This window comes from Curtobacterium sp. BRB10 (assembly GCF_031844325.1).
GTDB classification, from domain to species: domain Bacteria; phylum Actinomycetota; class Actinomycetes; order Actinomycetales; family Microbacteriaceae; genus Curtobacterium; species Curtobacterium poinsettiae_A.
The window spans coordinates 23,051-40,514 of sequence record NZ_JAUZVA010000001.1 but is presented as its reverse complement, the minus strand read 5'-3'; the positions used below and the strand labels follow the sequence as shown (position 1 = coordinate 40,514).

Sequence of the window (17,464 nt, the reverse complement as noted above, 5' to 3'; positions counted from 1 at the left end):
CGGAGTACTCGATGCGATCGTGCCAGTTAGCGGGGTCTGGCCACTTAATGACGGCGACGATCAGGCAACGGGGACGGCTGGCCCGGACTGCTTCGGCTGCAGCCACGGCTGTGGCCGCGGATCGCACTTCGTAGTCGATCAGGCCGCCATCACGGAATCCCACCATCCAGTCACCCACGGTTCAGAACTTTAAGGTGCACGACTTGTCTCGACCCTTCTATAGGTGATGTCAAGCGATCATCGATGTGGCGAGGCTCTGGGACTAACGTTTCCGAACGTGACCAACAGCCTCGTGACCGCGCGTTTTTCTCCCGGACCCTGGTGGGGCTTCAATGGAGTGGACGTCCTAGAGCTCGACGACGCGTCACTGGTCCGACGGCGCTTCAAGCTGCTGCGTGGGCGCGTGCCGACCGTAGTCTCGCTGTCCTCCGTCGCTCTTGTGTCGGTCGAGCTCCGGCCGAGAAAGCGCGGCGGTGATCCTCACTGGGTTCGCGTGGTCCTGCTTCTCGGCGGGGCTCGTAGGACTTTCACCGGACGAGTGCGTGATGGGCGGCCTTTCGCTGAGGCGCTCGCTCGTCGAGTGACTACGGCGCCCACGCCCTGAGCCCCACCTCGAGATCAGCTGCCTGAACGCACGGCTTCGCTCGTGATGTCAGGCGGTCATTGTGGCGGTGAGTTGTCGGTAGATCTGTCGGGCGATGTAGCGCTTGAGCATGCGCTTGACCTCTCTCGTGGTCTTCCCTTCGGCGAGACGACGTTGCTTGTAGGCGCGGGTGTCGGGGTCGTAGGAGAGCCGGACGCGCGCGACGGTCTCGAGCGCGGAGTTCAGCCGTCGGTCGCCGTGCCGGTTCAGTCGGTGTCGGCTGGTGTTGCCGCTGGAGGCGGGGATCGGCGCCGCGCCGGCGAGGGACGCGAACGCGGCTTCGCTGCGGACTCGGCCCACGTGCGAGTACGCGGTGAGGAACACGGCGGCTGAGACGGGGCCGACGCCGGCGATGTCGAGCACCGACGGCGCGAGAGCGGACACGTGCAGTCGGAGCGCGTCATGGTTGGCTTCGAGCTTGCCGGTCAGGTCGATGACGTCGCGGGCGAGGCGGACCGCTTCGCCGCGACCGATGACCCTGTCGATGTCGTCACTGGGGTGGTGCCGCCATGCTGCGATCGAGGCGATCTGCTTGTCCATCGGCGGGCGCCGAGCGTCGATGCCGAGGTCGATGGTGCGCAGCAGCGCGGTGAGCGCGTTCCGGCTTGCGGTGCGTTGACCGTCCATCGATCTCCGGGCAGCCAGCAGCACGCGCAGCGCCGACCGGATCTTGCCCGACCTGGGCCAGGAGAGCATCGCCGTGTCGGTGCGCAGCACGGCACGAGCCGCGGCCTCAGCATCGATCGGGTCGGACTTCCCGCGAGCCCCACGGTCGGCTCGGCGTGGTGGCCGCGCTTCGACCACGGCGATATGAGCCTGCTGCAGCGCTTCGGTGAGGGACGCTCCATAAGAGCTGGTTCCCTCGACGGCGGCGAGTCGGCCGGCGGATGATCGACGGTCGATCCATGCCAGAGCCCGGGCGACACCCGCAGGACTTGTCGGGAACGTCGCTGTATCAACGATGCCGCCGGTGCGGGTGTCGAGGATGACATAAGTGTGGATTCTGGCGTGCGTGTCGACGCCGATGACGTGCGTGTACTCGTCTGCGACGATAGGCATCGCGGGACTCCTTCCGAAACGGGAACCGTGTTGGTGCCGGCCCGGGGAAAGTCGTTGCGGGGCGGATCTCTAACGAGTCACAACCAGGTAGCTGGTCGGACGACCTTCTATCAAGCCATCGCAGCGGACGGGCCGGCACCAGCCCCGCCACCCGCGGTGGACGAGTCGAGACAACGCCACGCCACGATGGCGGGCAGATAGCCGAAGAGTCACACCCCGAGCCGGGACCAGTGCCAGCCTGTCAGCCGACCCCAGGCCAGCCAAGATCCATTAGAGATAGCCGATCGGCTATCGGACACGGGCCTCGGGTACGTGTCCGTGCTTGACGTCGTTCGCGCCCTTGCGCTGCGAGCGGCGTCGATCCCCAGTGGCGTGCCCTACCGCGGCTGGCTGCTGAGGGCGGGTGTCTCGGCGAGGTGTTCGTTTGATCCGCGGATGACCCACCAGACAGCGATGAGAGCGAATGCTCCGATGAGCAGCTCGAGTCCGCCCATGTCGGTGAACGAGGCGGGGTGGCCTTTCCCGGTGGCGAAGACGGCGAAGTCCCAGAGCGCGTGGAGCACCATCGCCCAGACGAGCGTTCCGGTGATGCGACGGAGGATGTACAGGACGGTGCCGAACAGGAATGCGGAGAGCACCTGGAAGCTGGTCCGGCCGAAGTCTTGGCCGCTGAGGACGTTGACGTAGTGCATGAGGCCGAACGCGAGGGAGGAGAGGAACCAGACCCAGCCCTCGCCGAGCCTGGAGCGGAGCGCTGTGATGAGCAGTCCGCGCGTGGCGATCTCCTCGGTGAACCCGACGAGCAGGAGCACCAGTGAGGCGACGAAGAAGCCGAGGTCGTAGGCACCCCAGTCAGTGCCGATCAGGTTGAGCAACATGAGGACGGTCATCAGCGCCGGCGCGATCACGGGCCACCGGGACGTTGACCGGTGCTGTTCGCGTATCGCTGGCCGCCACCAGCCGAGCAGAGTCGTGACGACGGTGAGGGCGATGGCGCCGAGGATCAGTGAGATGCCGACGCCCCGGAACAGAGTGCTGCCGTTGTCGCCGAGGTCCGGGTAGGGAACGCCGGAGAGGTGTTGGGTGATCGAAACGAGGGCCACGTAGCCGACGACGACGGCGACGCCGATCCAGATCCGAGGTCGGACGCGAAGATCCGACCGATCAGCGGGTGAGTGCATGGTGCCCCATTTCAGACGGCGGCGTGCGTCCCCTGCGGCGCTCAACCACTCGGTAGTCATCCTATGAACAACCGTCGCGGACTGTCCGGAGCTGGTGTTCACGGGATGCTGCATCGCTGCTTCGCTGCATGCTGTCGGCGCGGAAGGACTCCGCCGTCCCGCTGAACCGCGCGGCACGGCCGTCGGAGCGAATTGAGCTCCCTCGATGGGTCAGCGGGTTGGCGGCAGGGCGTGGGTGACGAGCCTGGACACTTCCTCGGCCGCTCGGCTCGCGGCCTCGGGGCCGGCAGCGCCGGTGACGACGAGTGCGAGTACGACGGGCGCTGCGTCCCCCGAGGTGCGGTAGGGCGCTTCGAGAGTGCTGACCTCGACGAGGGTGCCGGCTTGGCTCCTGTCGCTGACCCCGGCTACTTCCCACAGTGCGTCGGTGCCGGCTGCGGTCGCAGGGGATCCCGCACTGTTGAGCAGGATGTTCCGCAGCGTGCCGCGACGGTCAGGGGCAAGCGTCTCGCCGTAGATGGCGTCGTCGAGCAGGGTCGCGAAGCTCCGCGCTGACGACGCGGCAGACGAGGGACCAAGGATCGCGTCAGCGCGACGATGAAGAGCATCCTCGCCGCCGAGCCACGTCACGAGCGTCTGCTGAGCTTCCGGCGCGCTGGTCTGCAGGGCAGCGGCGACGGCATCCAGGAGCGTCGCGGAGGCTCCGGTGTCGGCCGTGGCCTCGGACGTGGCAGGGGACGCTGCGAGTTGATCGTCGGAGGCATTGGCGAGCACGAGCACGCCCGCGGTGAGGGCGCGCATGTCGAGCGGTACTGCCTCGGTGGCACGGAAGCCCAGGTGGTGGTCGTTACCGGTGTCGATGGCGTCGACCCGTACACGGAGGTCGTGCTTCCGCTCGTAGGCGGCCAGACGCTCGGAGAGCGCTGCGGCCGTGATCGCCTGCGGAGTCCGAGAGGCTGCCGGGAGCGTGTGAGGTGCGGCCGGTTCTGGGGCCGCGGAACAGCCCGCGAGGGACACGCTCGTGGTGACCAGCACCGCCAGGGAGGTGACCAAACGGGCTGTGGGGCGGTGGAGCAGGCGGGGCACGGAATAACGATACGGTGACTCAAATGACTGGCTGCACGCGTGGGTACCTGTATCGCGTGATCAGTCGGGCGCTTGCCGTCGCGGTGTCGGGCCTGATCTTGAGCGGTTGCGCCCCGGCGTCGACCACCGCAGCGGACACACCCAGCAAGACGGCAGAGCCGAGTACAGCTGCGTCACCTGACGAGGCGCCGGTCCTTACAGCGCCATCGTCGAGCGTCCGTCCTACGACGACCATGGAGAGCGCGTTGGTTGCCTTGGAACAGGCCGAGCAGGCAGCCGTCAGCACCTGCGTGATGAGCGGCGCGACTGGCGCAGTCTCGACCTACGATGGCGAAAGCGACATGCCAGCGGACGCTCTTCTCGCAGTGGTCCTTCCCGCGATCGCTCCCCGGATCGATCCGAGTGCGACGATGCTGCCGGTCGCGCAGGACCGCTCTGGTGTCGACGCACAGATCCGTCGACTCGGTGGTGGTAGCAGTGTCGCCGCCGGTCTCGCCGCACTGGACGACCGCGTGACAACGACGCGCACGACGACTGCCCGGCAGGCCTGCAGCGACATCAACACTGCGCTCCAAGGCGATCTGCTCGACGGGCGGGCGAACAGCACGTACCGAGAAGCGCTCCTCTCAGCAGCCAGCCGCGAGACCGCCAGATCCTTCCGCGCATCGGTGCCGGATGGATGGACCGCCGCGGGGACCGTCCTCGTGAACGGATCGACCGCAGGAGCAGTGGCGGTACTCAGCGGCGTCCACTGGTCCACGGTCATCACGATCTTTGTCACCGGTGCAGCGGACCCGCTCGACGTGATCGCCCGCGCGACCGAGATCGCCCTCACCGCCTGATACTGCGTCCCGCAATCCTGCCGCCTCCCAATGTCCGATGGCCGGTCCTTCACCGAGCCGGACCTGACCGAATGCCTGCCCGGCGGCCGCCTGTCTCACATGACCCGTCCGGATCGATCCTCTCTGGAGGGGCGCCATCCGGACACGTCCATGGGTCCCGGAGCACGAGAACGCCCCACCGGCCGAAGCCAGCGGGGCGTCCCACGAGTCAGACCAGGATCAGAAGTCCCAGTCCTCGTCCTCAGTCTTCTCCGCCTTGCCGATGACGTACGACGACCCAGACCCCGAGAAGAAGTCGTGGTTCTCGTCCGCGTTGGGCGACAGGGCCGACAGGATCGCCGGGTTCACGTCCGTCGTCTCCTTGGGGAACATCGGCTCGTAGCCCAGGTTCATCAGCGCCTTGTTGGCGTTGTAGTGCAGGAACTTCTTGACGTCCTCGGTCAGCCCGACGCCGTCGTAGAGGTCCTGCGTGTACTGCACCTCGTTCTCGTAGAGCTCGAACAGCAGGTTGAACGTGTAGTCCTTGATCTCCTGCTTGCGCTCTTCCGAGGCGCCCTCGAGGCCCTTCTGGAACTTGTACCCGATGTAGTACCCGTGGACGGCTTCGTCGCGGATGATCAGGCGGATCAGGTCGGCGGTGTTGGTGAGCTTGGCGCGCGAGGACCAGTACATCGGCAGGTAGAAGCCGGAGTAGAACAGGAACGACTCGAGCAGCGTCGAGGCGACCTTGCGCTTCAGGGGGTCGTCACCGGTGTAGTAGTCGAGGACGATCTGCGCCTTCTTCTGCAGGTTCACGTTCTCGGTGGACCAGCGGAAAGCGTCGTCGATCTCGGGCGTCGAGGCCAGCGTCGAGAAGATCGACGAGTAGCTCTTCGCGTGCACCGACTCCATGAACGCGATGTTCGTGTAGACGGCCTCTTCGTGCGGGGTGATCGCGTCGGGGATCAGGCTGATCGCGCCGACGGTGCCCTGGATGGTGTCGAGCAGCGTCAGGCCGGTGAAGACCCGCATGGTGAGCTGCTGCTCCTCCGGCGTCAGGGTGTTCCACGACTGCACGTCGTTCGACAGCGGCACCTTCTCGGGCAGCCAGAAGTTGTTGACCAGCCGGTTCCAGACCTCGACGTCCTTGTCGTCCTGGATGCGGTTCCAGTTGATGGCACTGACCGCACTGATCAGCGGGATGGACTTGCCCGTGGCGTGGACCGGGTCGGTGAGGGTCATGGTCTCTTCCTGGATATAGCTTGCCGTCGAGGTGGACGGGGCAGGCCGTAACCTGCCCCGTCCCAGCGCTTACACGCGCTGCGTGATGGTGTCGCCGGGGTTCCGCTTCGCGGTTGCCTCGGTCACGAACCGGCCGCTGCTGGCCGACCGGCTCACGGTACGGGAGTTCCCGGTCCCGCTGCCGACACGCTCGGTGGTCGTCTTCGACGGCCAACGAGCGGCAGCAGCGTTGCTGACGAAGCGCCCGCTTGCCGCACTCCTGTTAACGCTCTTGCCCACTGTCATCACCTCCTCCCGGGGCTACCTCAGCCCCGAGAGCCCGACCCGGGAGGGTCGGTTCGACTCATGTACAGTGGACGTTCCAGCCGACAAGTTGGAGTCCCTGTTTGGGGCTGTTCAGGACCAGGTTTTCGCGAACCTGGTCCTGAGCTCTTTGTGGACTTGTGTCGACTGGAGGCTTGTGGCGGGCTCGCCATCAGCCTCCAGTCAGGGCGGTCGCGTCAGCGACCACTAACTACAGCATGCAGCTGACGCAGCCCTCGACCTCGGTGCCCTCGAGGGCGAGCTGGCGCAGACGGATGTAGTAGATCGTCTTGATGCCCTTGCGCCATGCGTAGATCTGCGCCTTGTTGATGTCACGCGTGGTGGCGGTGTCCTTGAAGAACAGCGTCAGGGACAGGCCCTGGTCCACGTGCTGCGTCGCCGCGGCGTACGTGTCGATGATCTTCTCCGGGCCGATCTCGTACGCGTCCTGGTAGTAGTCCAGGTTGTCGTTCGTCATGAACGGCGCCGGGTAGTAGACGCGGCCGAGCTTGCCTTCCTTGCGGATCTCGATCTTCGACGCGATCGGGTGGATCGACGACGTCGAGTGGTTGATGTACGAGATCGAACCGGTCGGCGGGACAGCCTGCAGGTTCTGGTTGTAGATGCCGTGCTCCTGGATGGACGCCTTCAGCGCCTTCCAGTCGTCCTGCGTCGGGATCGTGATGTTCGCGTTGTCGAACAGCGATGCCACGCGGGGGGTCGCCGGCGTCCAGAGCTGGTCGGTGTACTTGTCGAAGAACTCACCCGACGCGTACTTCGAGTCGCGGAAGCCGTCGAAGGTCTCGCCGGTCTCGATCGCGATCTTGTTCGACGCACGAAGGGCGTGGAACAGCACCGTGTAGAAGTAGATGTTCGTGAAGTCGATGCCCTCTTCGGAGCCGTAGTAGACGCGCTCACGAGCCAGGTAGCCGTGCAGGTTCATCTGGCCGAGGCCGATGGCGTGCGACTTGTCGTTGCCGTCCTCGACGCTCCGCACCGAGGTGATGTGCGACATCTGCGAGACCGAGGTCAGGCCGCGGATGGCGGTCTCGATGGTCTTGCCGAAGTCCGGCGAGTCCATCGTCAGCGCGATGTTCAGCGAGCCGAGGTTGCAGGAGATGTCCTTGCCGATCTCCTTGTAGGACAGGTCCTCGTTGAAGGTCGTCGGGGTGTTGACCTGCAGGATCTCCGAGCACAGGTTGGACATGTTGATCCGACCCTTGATCGGGTTGGCCTTGTTCACCGTGTCCTCGAACACGATGTACGGGTAGCCCGACTCGAACTGGATCTCGGCGATGGTCGTGAAGAAGTCACGCGCCTTGATCTTCGTCTTCTTGATGCGCGAGTCGTCGACCATCGCGCGGTAGTTCTCGGAGATCGGGACGTCGCCGAAGGGCACGCCGTAGACCTTCTCGACGTCGTACGGCGAGAACAGGTACATGTCCTCGTTGTTCTTCGCGAGTTCGAACGTGATGTCCGGCACGACGACGCCGAGCGACAGCGTCTTGATGCGGATCTTCTCGTCGGCGTTCTCGCGCTTGGTGTCGAGGAACTTCATGATGTCCGGGTGGTGGGCGCTGAGGTAGACCGCGCCGGCACCCTGACGCGCACCGAGCTGGTTCGCGTACGAGAAGGAGTCTTCCAGCAGCTTCATCACGGGGATGATGCCCGAGGACTGGTTCTCGATCTGCTTGATCGGGGCGCCGGCCTCGCGGATGTTCGAGAGGAGCAGGGCCACGCCGCCGCCGCGCTTCGAGAGCTGCAGCGAGGAGTTGATGCCGCGCGAGATCGACTCCATGTTGTCCTCGATGCGGAGCAGGAAGCAGGAGACGAGCTCGCCGCGCTGTGCCTTCGCCGTGTTGAGGAACGTGGGGGTCGCGGGCTGGAAGCGGCCGGCGACGATCTCTTCGACCAGGTCGATGGCGAGCTGCTCGTTGCCCTGGGCCAGGCCGAGGGCGGTCATGACGACGCGGTCCTCGAAGCGCTCGAGGTAGCGCTTGCCGTCGAACGTCTTGAGCGTGTAGCTCGTGTAGTACTTGAACGCGCCGAGGAACGTCTGGAACCGGAACTTCTTCGAGTACGCCAGGTCGTTGAGTCGCTGGATGAAGTCCAGCGAGTACATGTCGATCGTGGCTTTTTCGTAGTACTCGTTCTCGACCAGGTAGTCGAGCCGCTCCTTCAGGTTGTGGAAGAAGACGGTGTTCTGGTTGACGTGTTGCAGGAAGAACTGCTTGGCGGCCTCACGATCCTTGTCGAACTGGATGTTCCCGTCCGCGTCGTAGAGGTTGAGCATCGCGTTGAGGGAGTGGTAGTCCATCCCCGTCTGCGGCGACGTCAGATCGACGTCTGCAACTGCTGCGTCCAAAATGCATCCAATCCTGAGTTGACCGCCGACACGTCGTCAGGGGTCCCGAAGAGTTCGAATCGATAGAGAAGGGGGACGTTGCACTTCCGTGCGACGACGTCCCCTGCCAGGCCGTACGCCTCGCCGAAGTTCGTGTTGCCGCCCACGACCACGCCGCGGATGAGCGAGCGGTTGTGGGCGTCGTTGAGGAACTTGATGACCTGCTTGGGGACTGCACCCTCGCCGTTGCCGCCACCGTAGGTGGGCAGGACCAGGACGTAGGGCTCGTCGACGTGCAGGAAGGGATCGCTCGGGTAGAGCGGGATCCGGTCCGCGTCGCGGCCGAGCTTCTCGACGAAGCGCGCGGTGTACCCGGACACGCTCGAGAAGTAGACCAATCGGCTCATGGTGCGCTCCTCTGGAGAAGGTGCGGACGGACGGACCGGGGCGACCTGGCGGAGGCGGGTCGCGCCTCCAGGCCGGCGGTGGGTGGTGCGGGCCCGACGGGACCCGCACCGACTCACGCCAGTTCGGCGCTGAGCGTCGCGATCTTGTCGGGGCGGAAGCCCGACCAGTGGTCGTCGTCCGTGACGACGACGGGGGCCTGCATGTAGCCGAGGCTCTTGACGTGCTCGAGCGCTGCCTCGTCCGTGGAGACGTCGTGCACTTCGTACTCGATGCCCTTGTTGTCGAGGGCGCGGTACGTCGCGGTGCACTGGACGCAGGACGGCTTGGTGTAGACGGTGACGGCCATGATCTCCCCTGGTTCCTACTGGTTTCTGCTGTGCTGTGGAGGTGGTGCTGATGTCTGTCCGCAGTCGTGTCCGGGAGGGGCCGCTGCGATGCCTCCACACTACATCTAGTGGCTGGCCGCGACACCGACCACAAGAGGAAGTGTTACAGCCGTGTAGTTCTCCACAACGTCCTCCACAGTCTGTGGATTCCCGAGAGGCCCGAGTTTCCGCCAGTCTCCGGCCGACCACCGACACTTCCCCACACCGGTGGACAGCCACGATCCACATGTGTGGAATCAGCGCTTCGGCGTGTCGCGTCAGGCCCCTCCCCAGGACGGGGGACAGCCCGATCCGTCCGGTCCGTACACTCGTCTCGTGAGTACGTACGGGCCCCTCCTGAAGACCCCTGGCGTGGGTCGTGTCATCGCCGCACAGCTCACCGCACGGTTCCCGTTCGGCATGCTGTCGCTGGCGTACCTGCTGCACGTCGAGCACGTGTTCGGCTCCTACGGCGCCGCCGGGCTGGTGCTCGCGACGACGAGCATCGGGCAGGCGCTGGCCGGTCCGCTGACGAGCCGGTGGATGGGCAGCTGGGGCATGCGTCCCGTCCTCATCCTGACGAGCATCGTCGCGCTGATCAGCATGGTGGTCATCGCGTTCCTGATCATGCCGCTCTGGGGCTACGTGGTGGTCGGGTTCCTCGGCGGCCTGGCGGTCCCGCCCGTGCAGCCGGCGGTGCGCACCATCTACCCGAAGATGGTGACCTCGGCGCAGCTCACACCCCTCTTCTCCCTCGACGCCAGCGCGCAGGAGCTCATCTGGGTCGCCGGCCCGGTGATCACCACGTTCGTCGCGACGCAGATCGGCACGGTCGAGGCGATCGTCGTCGCGATGGTCTTCCTGGTCGTCGGCGGCACGTGGTTCATCGCCTCCCCCGAGCTCGGACGCGTCCGCATCCCCCGGTCCAAGCGCGCGTTCGGCGTCGTGCTGAAGCGTCCCTCGGTCGTCGTCGCCACCCTGACCGGCCTGCTCCTGATCGGGGCCTGCGCCGCGGTCGAGGCCAGCGTCACCAGCGTCTTCGGCGAAGGCAGCCCGAACGCCGGCATCGTCCTCGCGGTGTTCGCGGTCGGGTCGCTCGTCGGCGGCCTGGCGTTCGGCCACCGCCCGATCTCGCGCAACACGCTGTGGACGCGCATGGCCGTGGTCTTCGTCGGCCTCACCCTGGCCCTCGGCGGCACGAACTTCTGGTGGCTCTGCCTGGCCCTCGTCATCGCGGGTGTGGGCATCGCCCCGGCCCTCGCGGTGATGTTCGGATCCGTCTCCGCCACGGTCAAGTTCTCCGACACCGCCGAGGCCTACGGCTGGATGGGCACCGGCCAGCTGATCGGTGCCGCCGGCGGATCGGCGATCGCCGGCTTCCTCATCGACAGCAACGGTCCGGTCGGCGGCTTCACCGTCGGCGCCGTGATGGCCGGACTGGGCGTGCTGCTCCCCCTGGCGATGCGCAGCTGGCTGCCCGACCTGCGCGGCCGTGACGCCAGCCCCCTCCCCGACACCGAGCCGGTGCACCTGCCGACCTGAGCCGGGGGCGCGGGCGCTTTCGGCGTGCCTGGTCGAATCGGGCGTACCTGGTCGGGAGTTCTGACCAGGTACGCCCGTTTCCACTCCCCATCCCGGCTGGCATGGGAAGGAACGGGCGTCCGGCAGGCGGGTCGCGTTCTCCACAGTGGCCGGGAGGCCCGGCGCCTGCCCGCCACGCACCGGCAGGATGGGTGCATGGTCAGTTCACTTCCCCTCCGCGACGGCGCCGCGATCCCCGCGATCGGCTTCGGCGTCTACAAGGTCGACGATGCCGGAGCAGAGACGGCGGTCGGTCTCGCGCTCGACGCCGGCTACCGGCACGTCGACACCGCCGAGATGTACGGCAACGAGACCGGCGTCGGCAAGGCGATCCGGACCTCCGGGCTGGACCGTGACGACGTCTTCGTGACGACCAAGGTGTGGAACGACCACCAGGGGCGCGACGCGACCCTGCGGGCGTTCGACGGCAGCCTCGAGCGGCTGGGGCTCGACGCCGTCGACCTCTACCTCATCCACTGGCCGGCCGCCGCGAACGACCGCTACGTCGAGACCTGGCAGGCGCTGGTGGAACTGCGCGAGTCGGGGCGGGCGCGGAGCATCGGCGTCTCGAACTTCCAGGTGCCGCACCTGCAGCGGCTCATCGACGAGACCGGCGAGGTGCCGGCACTGAACCAGGTCGAACGGCACCCCTGGCTGCCGCAGCGCGAACTCATCGCGTTCCACGAGCAGCACGACATCGTGACCGGGGCGTGGTCGCCGCTCGGTCGTGGGCGCCTGATCGACGAGCCGGTACTGACGGGCATCGCGGACGCGCACGGCGTGAGCGTGGCGCAGGTGCTCGTGCGGTGGAACGTGCAGCACGGCGTCGTGGTGCTGCCGAAGTCGGTGACGCCGTCCCGGATCCGGTCGAACCTCGACGTCGACGGCTTCGAGCTCACCGACGACGAGCTCGGGGCGATCGCGACGCTCGAGTCAGGGCAGCGGACGGGCTCCCACCCGGACTCGGTGTCGTAGCCGGGCGGGGTACGCACTGTTCCGCCACAGCGAGTGACGGGCCGTACTGTCGAGGGGTGATCGATCCTCAACAGACCGCCCGTGAACACCTGCGCCCCGATGAGCACTTGTACTGGGCCGGCACGAGCGACCCGGCCAAGCTCCTCTCGGGCCGCGACGGGTTCCTCATCCCGTTCTCGCTGCTCTGGTGCGGATTCGTGGCGTTCTGGACCGCCTCGGCCGTGACCAGCGGTGCGCCACCCTTCTTCTTGCTCGTCGGGTCGCTGTTCACACTGATGGGCCTGCACCTGCTGGTCGGACGGTTCCTCGTGAAGCGGTACCGCAAGCGGACGTCCGTCTACGCCGTCACCGATCGCCGGGCCCTCGTGATCACCCCTCGCGGCACGCGGGAGGTCCCGATCGGCCGCACCGACCGCACCGTGAGCTGGACCGGCGACCGACGGCACTGCAACGTCGAGTGGGACGCGACGGGAGGCGGACCAGGATCGATGCTCGTCGGCCGGGGAACGAACGCGAAGGTCTACGCGAACACCGGTCTCGACGGTTTCTTCGGACCACAGCCGATGGCGTTCTGGGACGTCACCGATGGCGATGCTCTCGTGCGCGAACTCGACCGGGCGTCGAGCTAGCCTCGGCGGTCCTCCTCGGACTGCCACGGCAGGTGCAGGTCGCCTGGTTCGGGCTCGACATCGCCGGCGTCGTCCGCGCCGCCCGTCCCGGGGGCTGCGACGACCTTGGACGGGTCGATGCCGTCCTCACGCAGGTCGGCGTCGTCGCGCTGCTTCGTCTGGGACGCGTCCATCTCGCGCTCGCTCGACGGGCTGTACGAGGTGTCGGCGGCACGTTGCTCGCGTCCGCTGACCCCGTCGACGTCGTCGCTGTGTGCGGCGTCGCGGAGCGCGTCGGTACGTGCGCGGTCGTCGGACGGCTCGGGGCCGGGGGCGTTCGGGATGCTGTCGCTCATGGTGTTTCCTCCTGCAGCGGACGCTAGTCCTCGGCCCCGTGTAACGAGTCTGGCTCGGTCCGCTCCCCGCACTCGATGACGTCCCTGGCCCCCGCTACGCTGCCGACGAGGGGGAACGATGGGAAGAACACGGACCGCGACGACCGCGGTGATCGGCTCGGCGCTGGTGGGGCTGCTGCTCGCCGGGTGCACGGCGTTCGGCGGCGACGACGCGATCCCGACGCCGACGCGACAGGCGGCCGAACGCACGGCGGAACCCGCGCCGGACCCGACGCGCGACGCCGATCCGGTCGAGACCGAGACCGAGCACGAGCCCGAGCAGGCGTTGCCCACCGGCACCGTGGCGGCCGAGACCGACGTCGTCTCGCCGAGCGGCGAGACCAGCATCCACGTCCGGGTGGTCGCGAACGACCGCGGGACCTTCGACGCCCAGCTCTCCGGGTACCGGACGACCAATCCGCAGCCCATGCGGTTGGAGTTCCGACACCGGCCCGCGAAGCCGCTCGACGGCTGGGACGGCTCGGTGCGCGAAACGGTCGAGTGGGACGCCGCAGTTGCTCCTCCGACCTCGTTCACGATGGGTCAGGCGGGTCCACACCCCGATTACCTGCGCAGTGTCGTCCTCGTCCCTGCGACAGCGGCCGACGAGGACTCGTCCAAGCGCCCGTGGGCGGGATCAGTGCTCGCCGCCGCTGACCTCAGGTGGAACATCCCGAACCCCTACCCCGGCCTCCGGGTCACCGTCGGCGACGACCGACCGGGCGCCTACGGCATCGTCACCGAGGTCGACGGCCGACCGGCGAACTACCTGGTCGCGCACGGTGACGAGCTCTCGACGGTCTCGGAGCGGTTCGGCATCACGCCGGCGCAGGTGCAGTGGATGAACCCCTTCATGGAGCAGCGCGACGACGACTGGCTGCTCGAGGGCAGCACGCTCAACATCGATCCCGCTCGCCGTTGAGACGAGGGGCCGGGTCGGTCGGTTACGGTTGACCAGCACTCGGCACCACCAGGAGGTCCCATCGTGACGATCGTCGCCGCCGCAGACGGCTCAGCCCTCGGCAACCCCGGCCCCGCCGGCTGGGCCTGGTACGTCGACGACGACCGGTGGGCGGCCGGCGGCTGGCCCCGTGCAACGAACAACATCGGCGAACTCACCGCCGTGCTGCAGCTGCTCCGTGCCACGAAGGACACCGGCGAGCCGCTGCACATCCTGTGCGACAGCCAGTACGCGATCAAGGCCTGCACCGAGTGGCTCGCCGGCTGGAAGCGCAAGGGATGGCGGAAGGCCGACGGCAAGCCGGTGCTCAACGTCGAGATCATCAAGGAACTCGACGCGGAACTGCAGGGCCGCAAGGTCACGTTCGAGTGGGTCCGCGGCCACGTCGGTCACGAGATGAACGAGGCCGCCGACGTGCGTGCCCGCGGTGCCGCGACCGCGTTCCAGAACGGCACCGACGTGCCGCACGGTCCGGGCTGGCCCGGCGCCGAGGTCCCCGAGCCGTCTGCGCTGCCCGACGCCACCCCGCCCGCGACCCTCTTCTGACGAACGGGGCGAGAAGCCCCGCCGCGGCTCAGTAGGTGCCGTCGCGGCGGTCCTGCTGGGTGATCTGCTCCCCCGAGGCCGGGTCGACACCGGTGCGGGTGGTCGTGGTGGTGCGTCGACCGCCGAACGCGACGGCCAGGCTGATGATGAGCAGCACGACACCGGCGGCCATCAGGATGTAGCCGATCAGGCGGAGGTCGATACCGGCGAGCTGGATGTTCAGCGCGAAGGCGACGATCGCGCCGATGACGATCAGGGCGATGCTGGATCCGATGCGCATGACGCAGTCCTCTCGGGTGGGGGTGGTGCCGGAGACGGTACACGTCCGGCGAACCCAGCGCCGATCAGTCGACGTCCACCTCGGCCCACCCGTCGAACCGCCCGATCTCGGTGACCCGCACGACGGCCTCGCCGACCTCGTCCGAGGCGTCCAGGTCGATCGTCGCCGAGAACCCGAAGTCCTTGTCGCCCTCCGGGTCGGCGAAGATCTGCCGCGCCTTCCACACCCGGGGTGATGCGGTGGCACCGCGCTCGTCGAGCACCAGGTACTGCATCGACCGCGCGTCGGCGTCGGTGCCGATGGAGTCGTGCTCCTCGTAGTACTCCTCGAGCACGGCGTCCCACGCAGAGCGGTCGAACCCGGCGGTCGCGTCGAGTTCCCCGAGCCCGTCGATGTCGTCGGCCGCGGCGAGCAGCACCCGCTGGAACAGGGCGTTGCGCACGAGCACCCGGAATGCCCGCGGGTTGCCGGTGAGCCGTGCGGGCTGCGGCGGTGCGATCTCCTCGTGCTCCTCGGAGGCCAGCAGGACGTCGCCGTTGAGCAGCGCTTCCCACTCGTCGACGAGCGACGAGTCGGTCTGCCGCACGACCTCGCCCAGCCACTCGATCAGGTCGTCGAGCTCCTGGGTCCGCTGCTCCTCGGTGATGGTCTGGCGCATCGTCCGGTACGCGTCGGACAGGTAGCGCAGCACGAGTCCCTCGGACCGGGTGAGCTGGTAGAAGCGCACGAAGTCACCGAAGGTCATCGCGCGTTCGTACATGTCTCGGACGACGGCCTTCGGGGACAGCTGGAAGTCGAGGACCCAGGGCTGTTCGGCGGCGTAGGCCTCGTACGCCGCCTCCAGCAGCTCGGACAGCGGGCGAGGCCAGGTGACCTCCTCGAGCAGCTCCATCCGCTCCTCGTACTCGATCCCCTCCTGCTTCATCCGGGCGACGGCCTCGCCGCGCTCCTTGAACTGCTGCTGCGACAGGATCGCCCGCGGGTCGTCGAGCGTGGCCTCGACGACCGACACCATGTCCAGCGCGTAGGTCGGCGACTCCGGGTCGAGCAACTCGAACGCGGCGAGCGCGAACGGTGACAGCGGCTGGTTGAGCGCGAAGTTGGGCGCGATGTCGACGGTCAGGCGGTAGGCGCCGTCGACCTTCTCGATCACCCGTGCGTTGATGAGGGTCCGGGCGATGACGAGTGCCCGCCGGGCCATCGCGAGCTGCCGCGATCGCGGTTCGTGGTTGTCGTAGACCAGCGATCGGACGTCCGCGAAGGCATCACCGCCACGAGCGACGACCGACAGCACCATCGCGTGCGTGATCCGCATGCGCGAGACCATCGGCTCCGGCTCGGCCGCGATCAGCCGCTCGAACGACGCCTGCCCCCAGGACACGAACCCCTCGGGCGCCTTCTTCCGCTTGATCTTGTTCTTCTTCTTCGGGTCGTCACCGGCCTTGGCGACGGCGCGGGCGTTCTCGATGTCGTGTTCGGGTGCCTCGGCGACGACGTCACCCTCGGTGTCGTAGCCGGCACGTCCGGCACGACCGGCGATCTGGTGGAACTCCCGCGCGGACAGCTGGCGCATCTTCGTGCCGTCGAACTTCGTCAGTCCGGTGAACAGCACGGATCGGATCGGCACGTTGATCCCGACACCCAGGGTGTCGGTCCCGCAGATGACGGGCAGCAGGCCGCGCTGGGCGAGCTGCTCGACGAGTCGTCGGTACTTCGGCAGCATGCCGGCGTGGTGCACGCCGATGCCCGCCCGGATCAGGCGGGACAGGGTCTGTCCGAACCCGGCGCTGAACCGGAAGCCGGCGATGGCGTCCGCGATCTGGTCCCGGCGTTCGCGCGAGGCGACCTTCGCCGACATCAGCGACTGCGCCCGTTCGAGTGCGGCGGCCTGGGCGAAGTGCACGATGTAGATCGGCGCCTTGCCCTCCTCGAGGAGCCGCTCGACCGTCTCCTGCACGGGCGTCATCACGTACTGGTACTCGAGCGGCACCGGCCGCGAGACACCGGTCACGCGGGCGGTGGGCCGGCCGGTCCGGCGGGACAGGTCGTCCGCGATGGTGGTGACGTCACCGAGGGTCGCCGACATGAGCAGGAACTGCGCCCGCTCGAGCACGAGCAGCGGCACCTGCCATGCCCACCCGCGGTCGGGGTCGCCGTAGAAGTGGAACTCGTCCATCACGACGACGTCGACGTCGGCGTCCGGCCCCTGGCGGAGGGCCAGGTTGGCCAGGATCTCGGCGGTGCAGCAGACGATCGGGGCGTCGGCGTTGACGCTGGAGTCACCGGTGACCATGCCGACGTTCTGCGCGCCGAACAGGTCGACGAGCTGGAAGAACTTCTCGGACACCAGCGCCTTGATCGGTGCCGTGTAGTAGCTCCGCTTGCCCTCGGCGAGTGCGGCGAAGTGCGCGCCGGCCGCCACGAGCGACTTCCCGGTGCCGGTCGGGGTGCTCAGCACGACGTTGGCGCCGGAGACGAGCTCGATGACCGCCTCGTCCTGCGCCGGGTACAGCGGCCGGCCGCCCTCGGCGGCCCACGCCGCGAAGGCCTCGTAGACCTCGTCGGGGTCGACGACGCCGTCCACCGCCGCCGGGATCGCGGCGACGAGCGGGGGCACGGTGGTGACGTCGGTCATGTGCCCATCCTCCCAGGTGCGCATGTGCCGG

At 67.6% G+C, this 17,464-nt stretch carries 16 protein-coding genes; 6 read left to right on the top strand and 10 right to left on the bottom strand.

Annotation, left to right across the window (positions count from 1 at the left end):
* Positions 1-652: 652 nt before the first annotated feature.
* The 3 genes from Q9R26_RS00190 to Q9R26_RS00180 all read right to left on the bottom strand — a co-directional run bounded on the left by Q9R26_RS00190 (position 653) and on the right by Q9R26_RS00180 (position 3,969).
* Positions 653-1,702, bottom strand: a complete 1,050-nt coding sequence (locus tag Q9R26_RS00190; RefSeq protein ID WP_311226200.1) for an IS110 family transposase — start codon at positions 1,700-1,702, stop codon at positions 653-655.
* 377 nt (positions 1,703-2,079) lie between these two features.
* Positions 2,080-2,883 carry a CPBP family intramembrane glutamic endopeptidase gene (locus tag Q9R26_RS00185; RefSeq protein ID WP_259580294.1) on the bottom strand — a complete coding sequence of 268 codons (804 nt, stop codon included), beginning with the start codon at positions 2,881-2,883 and terminating at the stop codon, positions 2,080-2,082.
* A gap of 210 nt (positions 2,884-3,093) precedes the next feature.
* Positions 3,094-3,969, bottom strand: coding sequence for a hypothetical protein (locus Q9R26_RS00180; protein WP_311226199.1), 876 nt, complete (start codon positions 3,967-3,969; stop codon positions 3,094-3,096).
* Positions 3,970-4,202: 233 nt separating this feature from the next.
* Here Q9R26_RS00180 and Q9R26_RS00175 point away from each other — a divergent pair, with 233 nt between their 5' ends.
* Positions 4,203-4,811 carry a hypothetical protein gene (locus Q9R26_RS00175; protein ID WP_259580296.1) on the top strand — a complete coding sequence of 203 codons (609 nt, stop codon included), beginning with the start codon at positions 4,203-4,205 and terminating at the stop codon, positions 4,809-4,811.
* A gap of 219 nt (positions 4,812-5,030) precedes the next feature.
* On the opposite strand, the gene nrdF is transcribed toward Q9R26_RS00175, so the two are convergent.
* The 4 genes from nrdF to nrdH form a co-directional block, all read right to left on the bottom strand.
* Positions 5,031-6,032, bottom strand: coding sequence for a class 1b ribonucleoside-diphosphate reductase subunit beta (gene nrdF, locus Q9R26_RS00170; protein ID WP_232832744.1), 1,002 nt, complete (start codon positions 6,030-6,032; stop codon positions 5,031-5,033).
* A gap of 514 nt (positions 6,033-6,546) precedes the next feature.
* The gene (nrdE, locus tag Q9R26_RS00165) at positions 6,547-8,652 is read right to left on the bottom strand and encodes a class 1b ribonucleoside-diphosphate reductase subunit alpha (RefSeq protein ID WP_209135566.1); all 2,106 of its coding nucleotides are present in this window, start codon (positions 8,650-8,652) and stop codon (positions 6,547-6,549) included.
* A gap of 17 nt (positions 8,653-8,669) precedes the next feature.
* A complete protein-coding gene (gene nrdI / locus Q9R26_RS00160; RefSeq protein ID WP_182064923.1) occupies positions 8,670-9,086 on the bottom strand; it encodes a class Ib ribonucleoside-diphosphate reductase assembly flavoprotein NrdI in 417 nt (138 codons plus the stop codon).
* A 113-nt stretch (positions 9,087-9,199) separates the two neighbouring features.
* A complete protein-coding gene (gene nrdH, locus Q9R26_RS00155) occupies positions 9,200-9,433 on the bottom strand; it encodes a glutaredoxin-like protein NrdH (protein WP_017886897.1) in 234 nt (77 codons plus the stop codon).
* A gap of 355 nt (positions 9,434-9,788) precedes the next feature.
* Between nrdH and Q9R26_RS00150 the strand changes: the two genes are divergently transcribed.
* From Q9R26_RS00150 to Q9R26_RS00140, 3 genes are all read left to right on the top strand, one after another.
* Positions 9,789-10,994 (top strand): MFS transporter, encoded by a 1,206-nt coding sequence (locus Q9R26_RS00150; protein WP_259580297.1) that lies wholly within the window; start codon positions 9,789-9,791, stop codon positions 10,992-10,994.
* A 195-nt stretch (positions 10,995-11,189) separates the two neighbouring features.
* Positions 11,190-12,008 (top strand): aldo/keto reductase, encoded by an 819-nt coding sequence (locus Q9R26_RS00145; protein WP_311226198.1) that lies wholly within the window; start codon positions 11,190-11,192, stop codon positions 12,006-12,008.
* A gap of 56 nt (positions 12,009-12,064) precedes the next feature.
* Positions 12,065-12,637 (top strand): hypothetical protein, encoded by a 573-nt coding sequence (locus tag Q9R26_RS00140; RefSeq protein WP_182064920.1) that lies wholly within the window; start codon positions 12,065-12,067, stop codon positions 12,635-12,637.
* On the opposite strand, the gene Q9R26_RS00135 is transcribed toward Q9R26_RS00140, so the two are convergent.
* Positions 12,634-12,972, bottom strand: coding sequence for a hypothetical protein (locus tag Q9R26_RS00135; protein ID WP_311226197.1), 339 nt, complete (start codon positions 12,970-12,972; stop codon positions 12,634-12,636). The genes Q9R26_RS00140 and Q9R26_RS00135 overlap by 4 nt on opposite strands.
* Positions 12,973-13,090: 118 nt before the next feature.
* On the opposite strand from Q9R26_RS00135, the gene Q9R26_RS00130 reads away from it, so the two are divergent.
* Positions 13,091-13,933 carry a hypothetical protein gene (locus Q9R26_RS00130; protein ID WP_311226196.1) on the top strand — a complete coding sequence of 281 codons (843 nt, stop codon included), beginning with the start codon at positions 13,091-13,093 and terminating at the stop codon, positions 13,931-13,933.
* Between the two features lie 63 nt (positions 13,934-13,996).
* The gene (locus Q9R26_RS00125; RefSeq protein WP_027465941.1) at positions 13,997-14,518 is read left to right on the top strand and encodes a ribonuclease H; all 522 of its coding nucleotides are present in this window, start codon (positions 13,997-13,999) and stop codon (positions 14,516-14,518) included.
* Positions 14,519-14,546: 28 nt separating this feature from the next.
* Here Q9R26_RS00125 and Q9R26_RS00120 read toward each other — a convergent pair whose 3' ends face one another.
* Both Q9R26_RS00120 and Q9R26_RS00115 read right to left on the bottom strand, forming a co-directional pair.
* Positions 14,547-14,798 (bottom strand): DUF6458 family protein, encoded by a 252-nt coding sequence (locus tag Q9R26_RS00120; RefSeq protein ID WP_182064916.1) that lies wholly within the window; start codon positions 14,796-14,798, stop codon positions 14,547-14,549.
* 64 nt (positions 14,799-14,862) lie between these two features.
* Positions 14,863-17,433: a DUF3516 domain-containing protein gene (locus Q9R26_RS00115; RefSeq protein ID WP_311226195.1), complete on the bottom strand. Its 2,571-nt coding sequence runs from the start codon at positions 17,431-17,433 to the stop codon at positions 14,863-14,865.
* Between the last annotated feature and the right edge of the window lie 31 nt (positions 17,434-17,464).

What these genes read in the sequence shown, in the direction of transcription:
- Q9R26_RS00190 (WP_311226200.1), bottom strand. Translation starts at nt 1,702, where the DNA reads ATGCCTATCGTCGCAGACGAGTACACGCACGTCATCGGCGTCGACACG.
- Q9R26_RS00185 (WP_259580294.1), bottom strand. Translation starts at nt 2,883, where the DNA reads ATGCACTCACCCGCTGATCGGTCGGATCTTCGCGTCCGACCTCGGATC.
- Q9R26_RS00175 (WP_259580296.1), top strand. Translation starts at nt 4,203, where the DNA reads ATGGAGAGCGCGTTGGTTGCCTTGGAACAGGCCGAGCAGGCAGCCGTC.
- nrdF (WP_232832744.1), bottom strand. Translation starts at nt 6,032, where the DNA reads ATGACCCTCACCGACCCGGTCCACGCCACGGGCAAGTCCATCCCGCTG.
- nrdE (WP_209135566.1), bottom strand. Translation starts at nt 8,652, where the DNA reads ATGGACTACCACTCCCTCAACGCGATGCTCAACCTCTACGACGCGGAC.
- nrdI (WP_182064923.1), bottom strand. Translation starts at nt 9,086, where the DNA reads ATGAGCCGATTGGTCTACTTCTCGAGCGTGTCCGGGTACACCGCGCGC.
- nrdH (WP_017886897.1), bottom strand. Translation starts at nt 9,433, where the DNA reads ATGGCCGTCACCGTCTACACCAAGCCGTCCTGCGTCCAGTGCACCGCG.
- Q9R26_RS00145 (WP_311226198.1), top strand. Translation starts at nt 11,190, where the DNA reads ATGGTCAGTTCACTTCCCCTCCGCGACGGCGCCGCGATCCCCGCGATC.
- Q9R26_RS00135 (WP_311226197.1), bottom strand. Translation starts at nt 12,972, where the DNA reads ATGAGCGACAGCATCCCGAACGCCCCCGGCCCCGAGCCGTCCGACGAC.
- Q9R26_RS00130 (WP_311226196.1), top strand. Translation starts at nt 13,091, where the DNA reads ATGGGAAGAACACGGACCGCGACGACCGCGGTGATCGGCTCGGCGCTG.
- Q9R26_RS00120 (WP_182064916.1), bottom strand. Translation starts at nt 14,798, where the DNA reads ATGCGCATCGGATCCAGCATCGCCCTGATCGTCATCGGCGCGATCGTC.
- Q9R26_RS00115 (WP_311226195.1), bottom strand. Translation starts at nt 17,433, where the DNA reads ATGACCGACGTCACCACCGTGCCCCCGCTCGTCGCCGCGATCCCGGCG.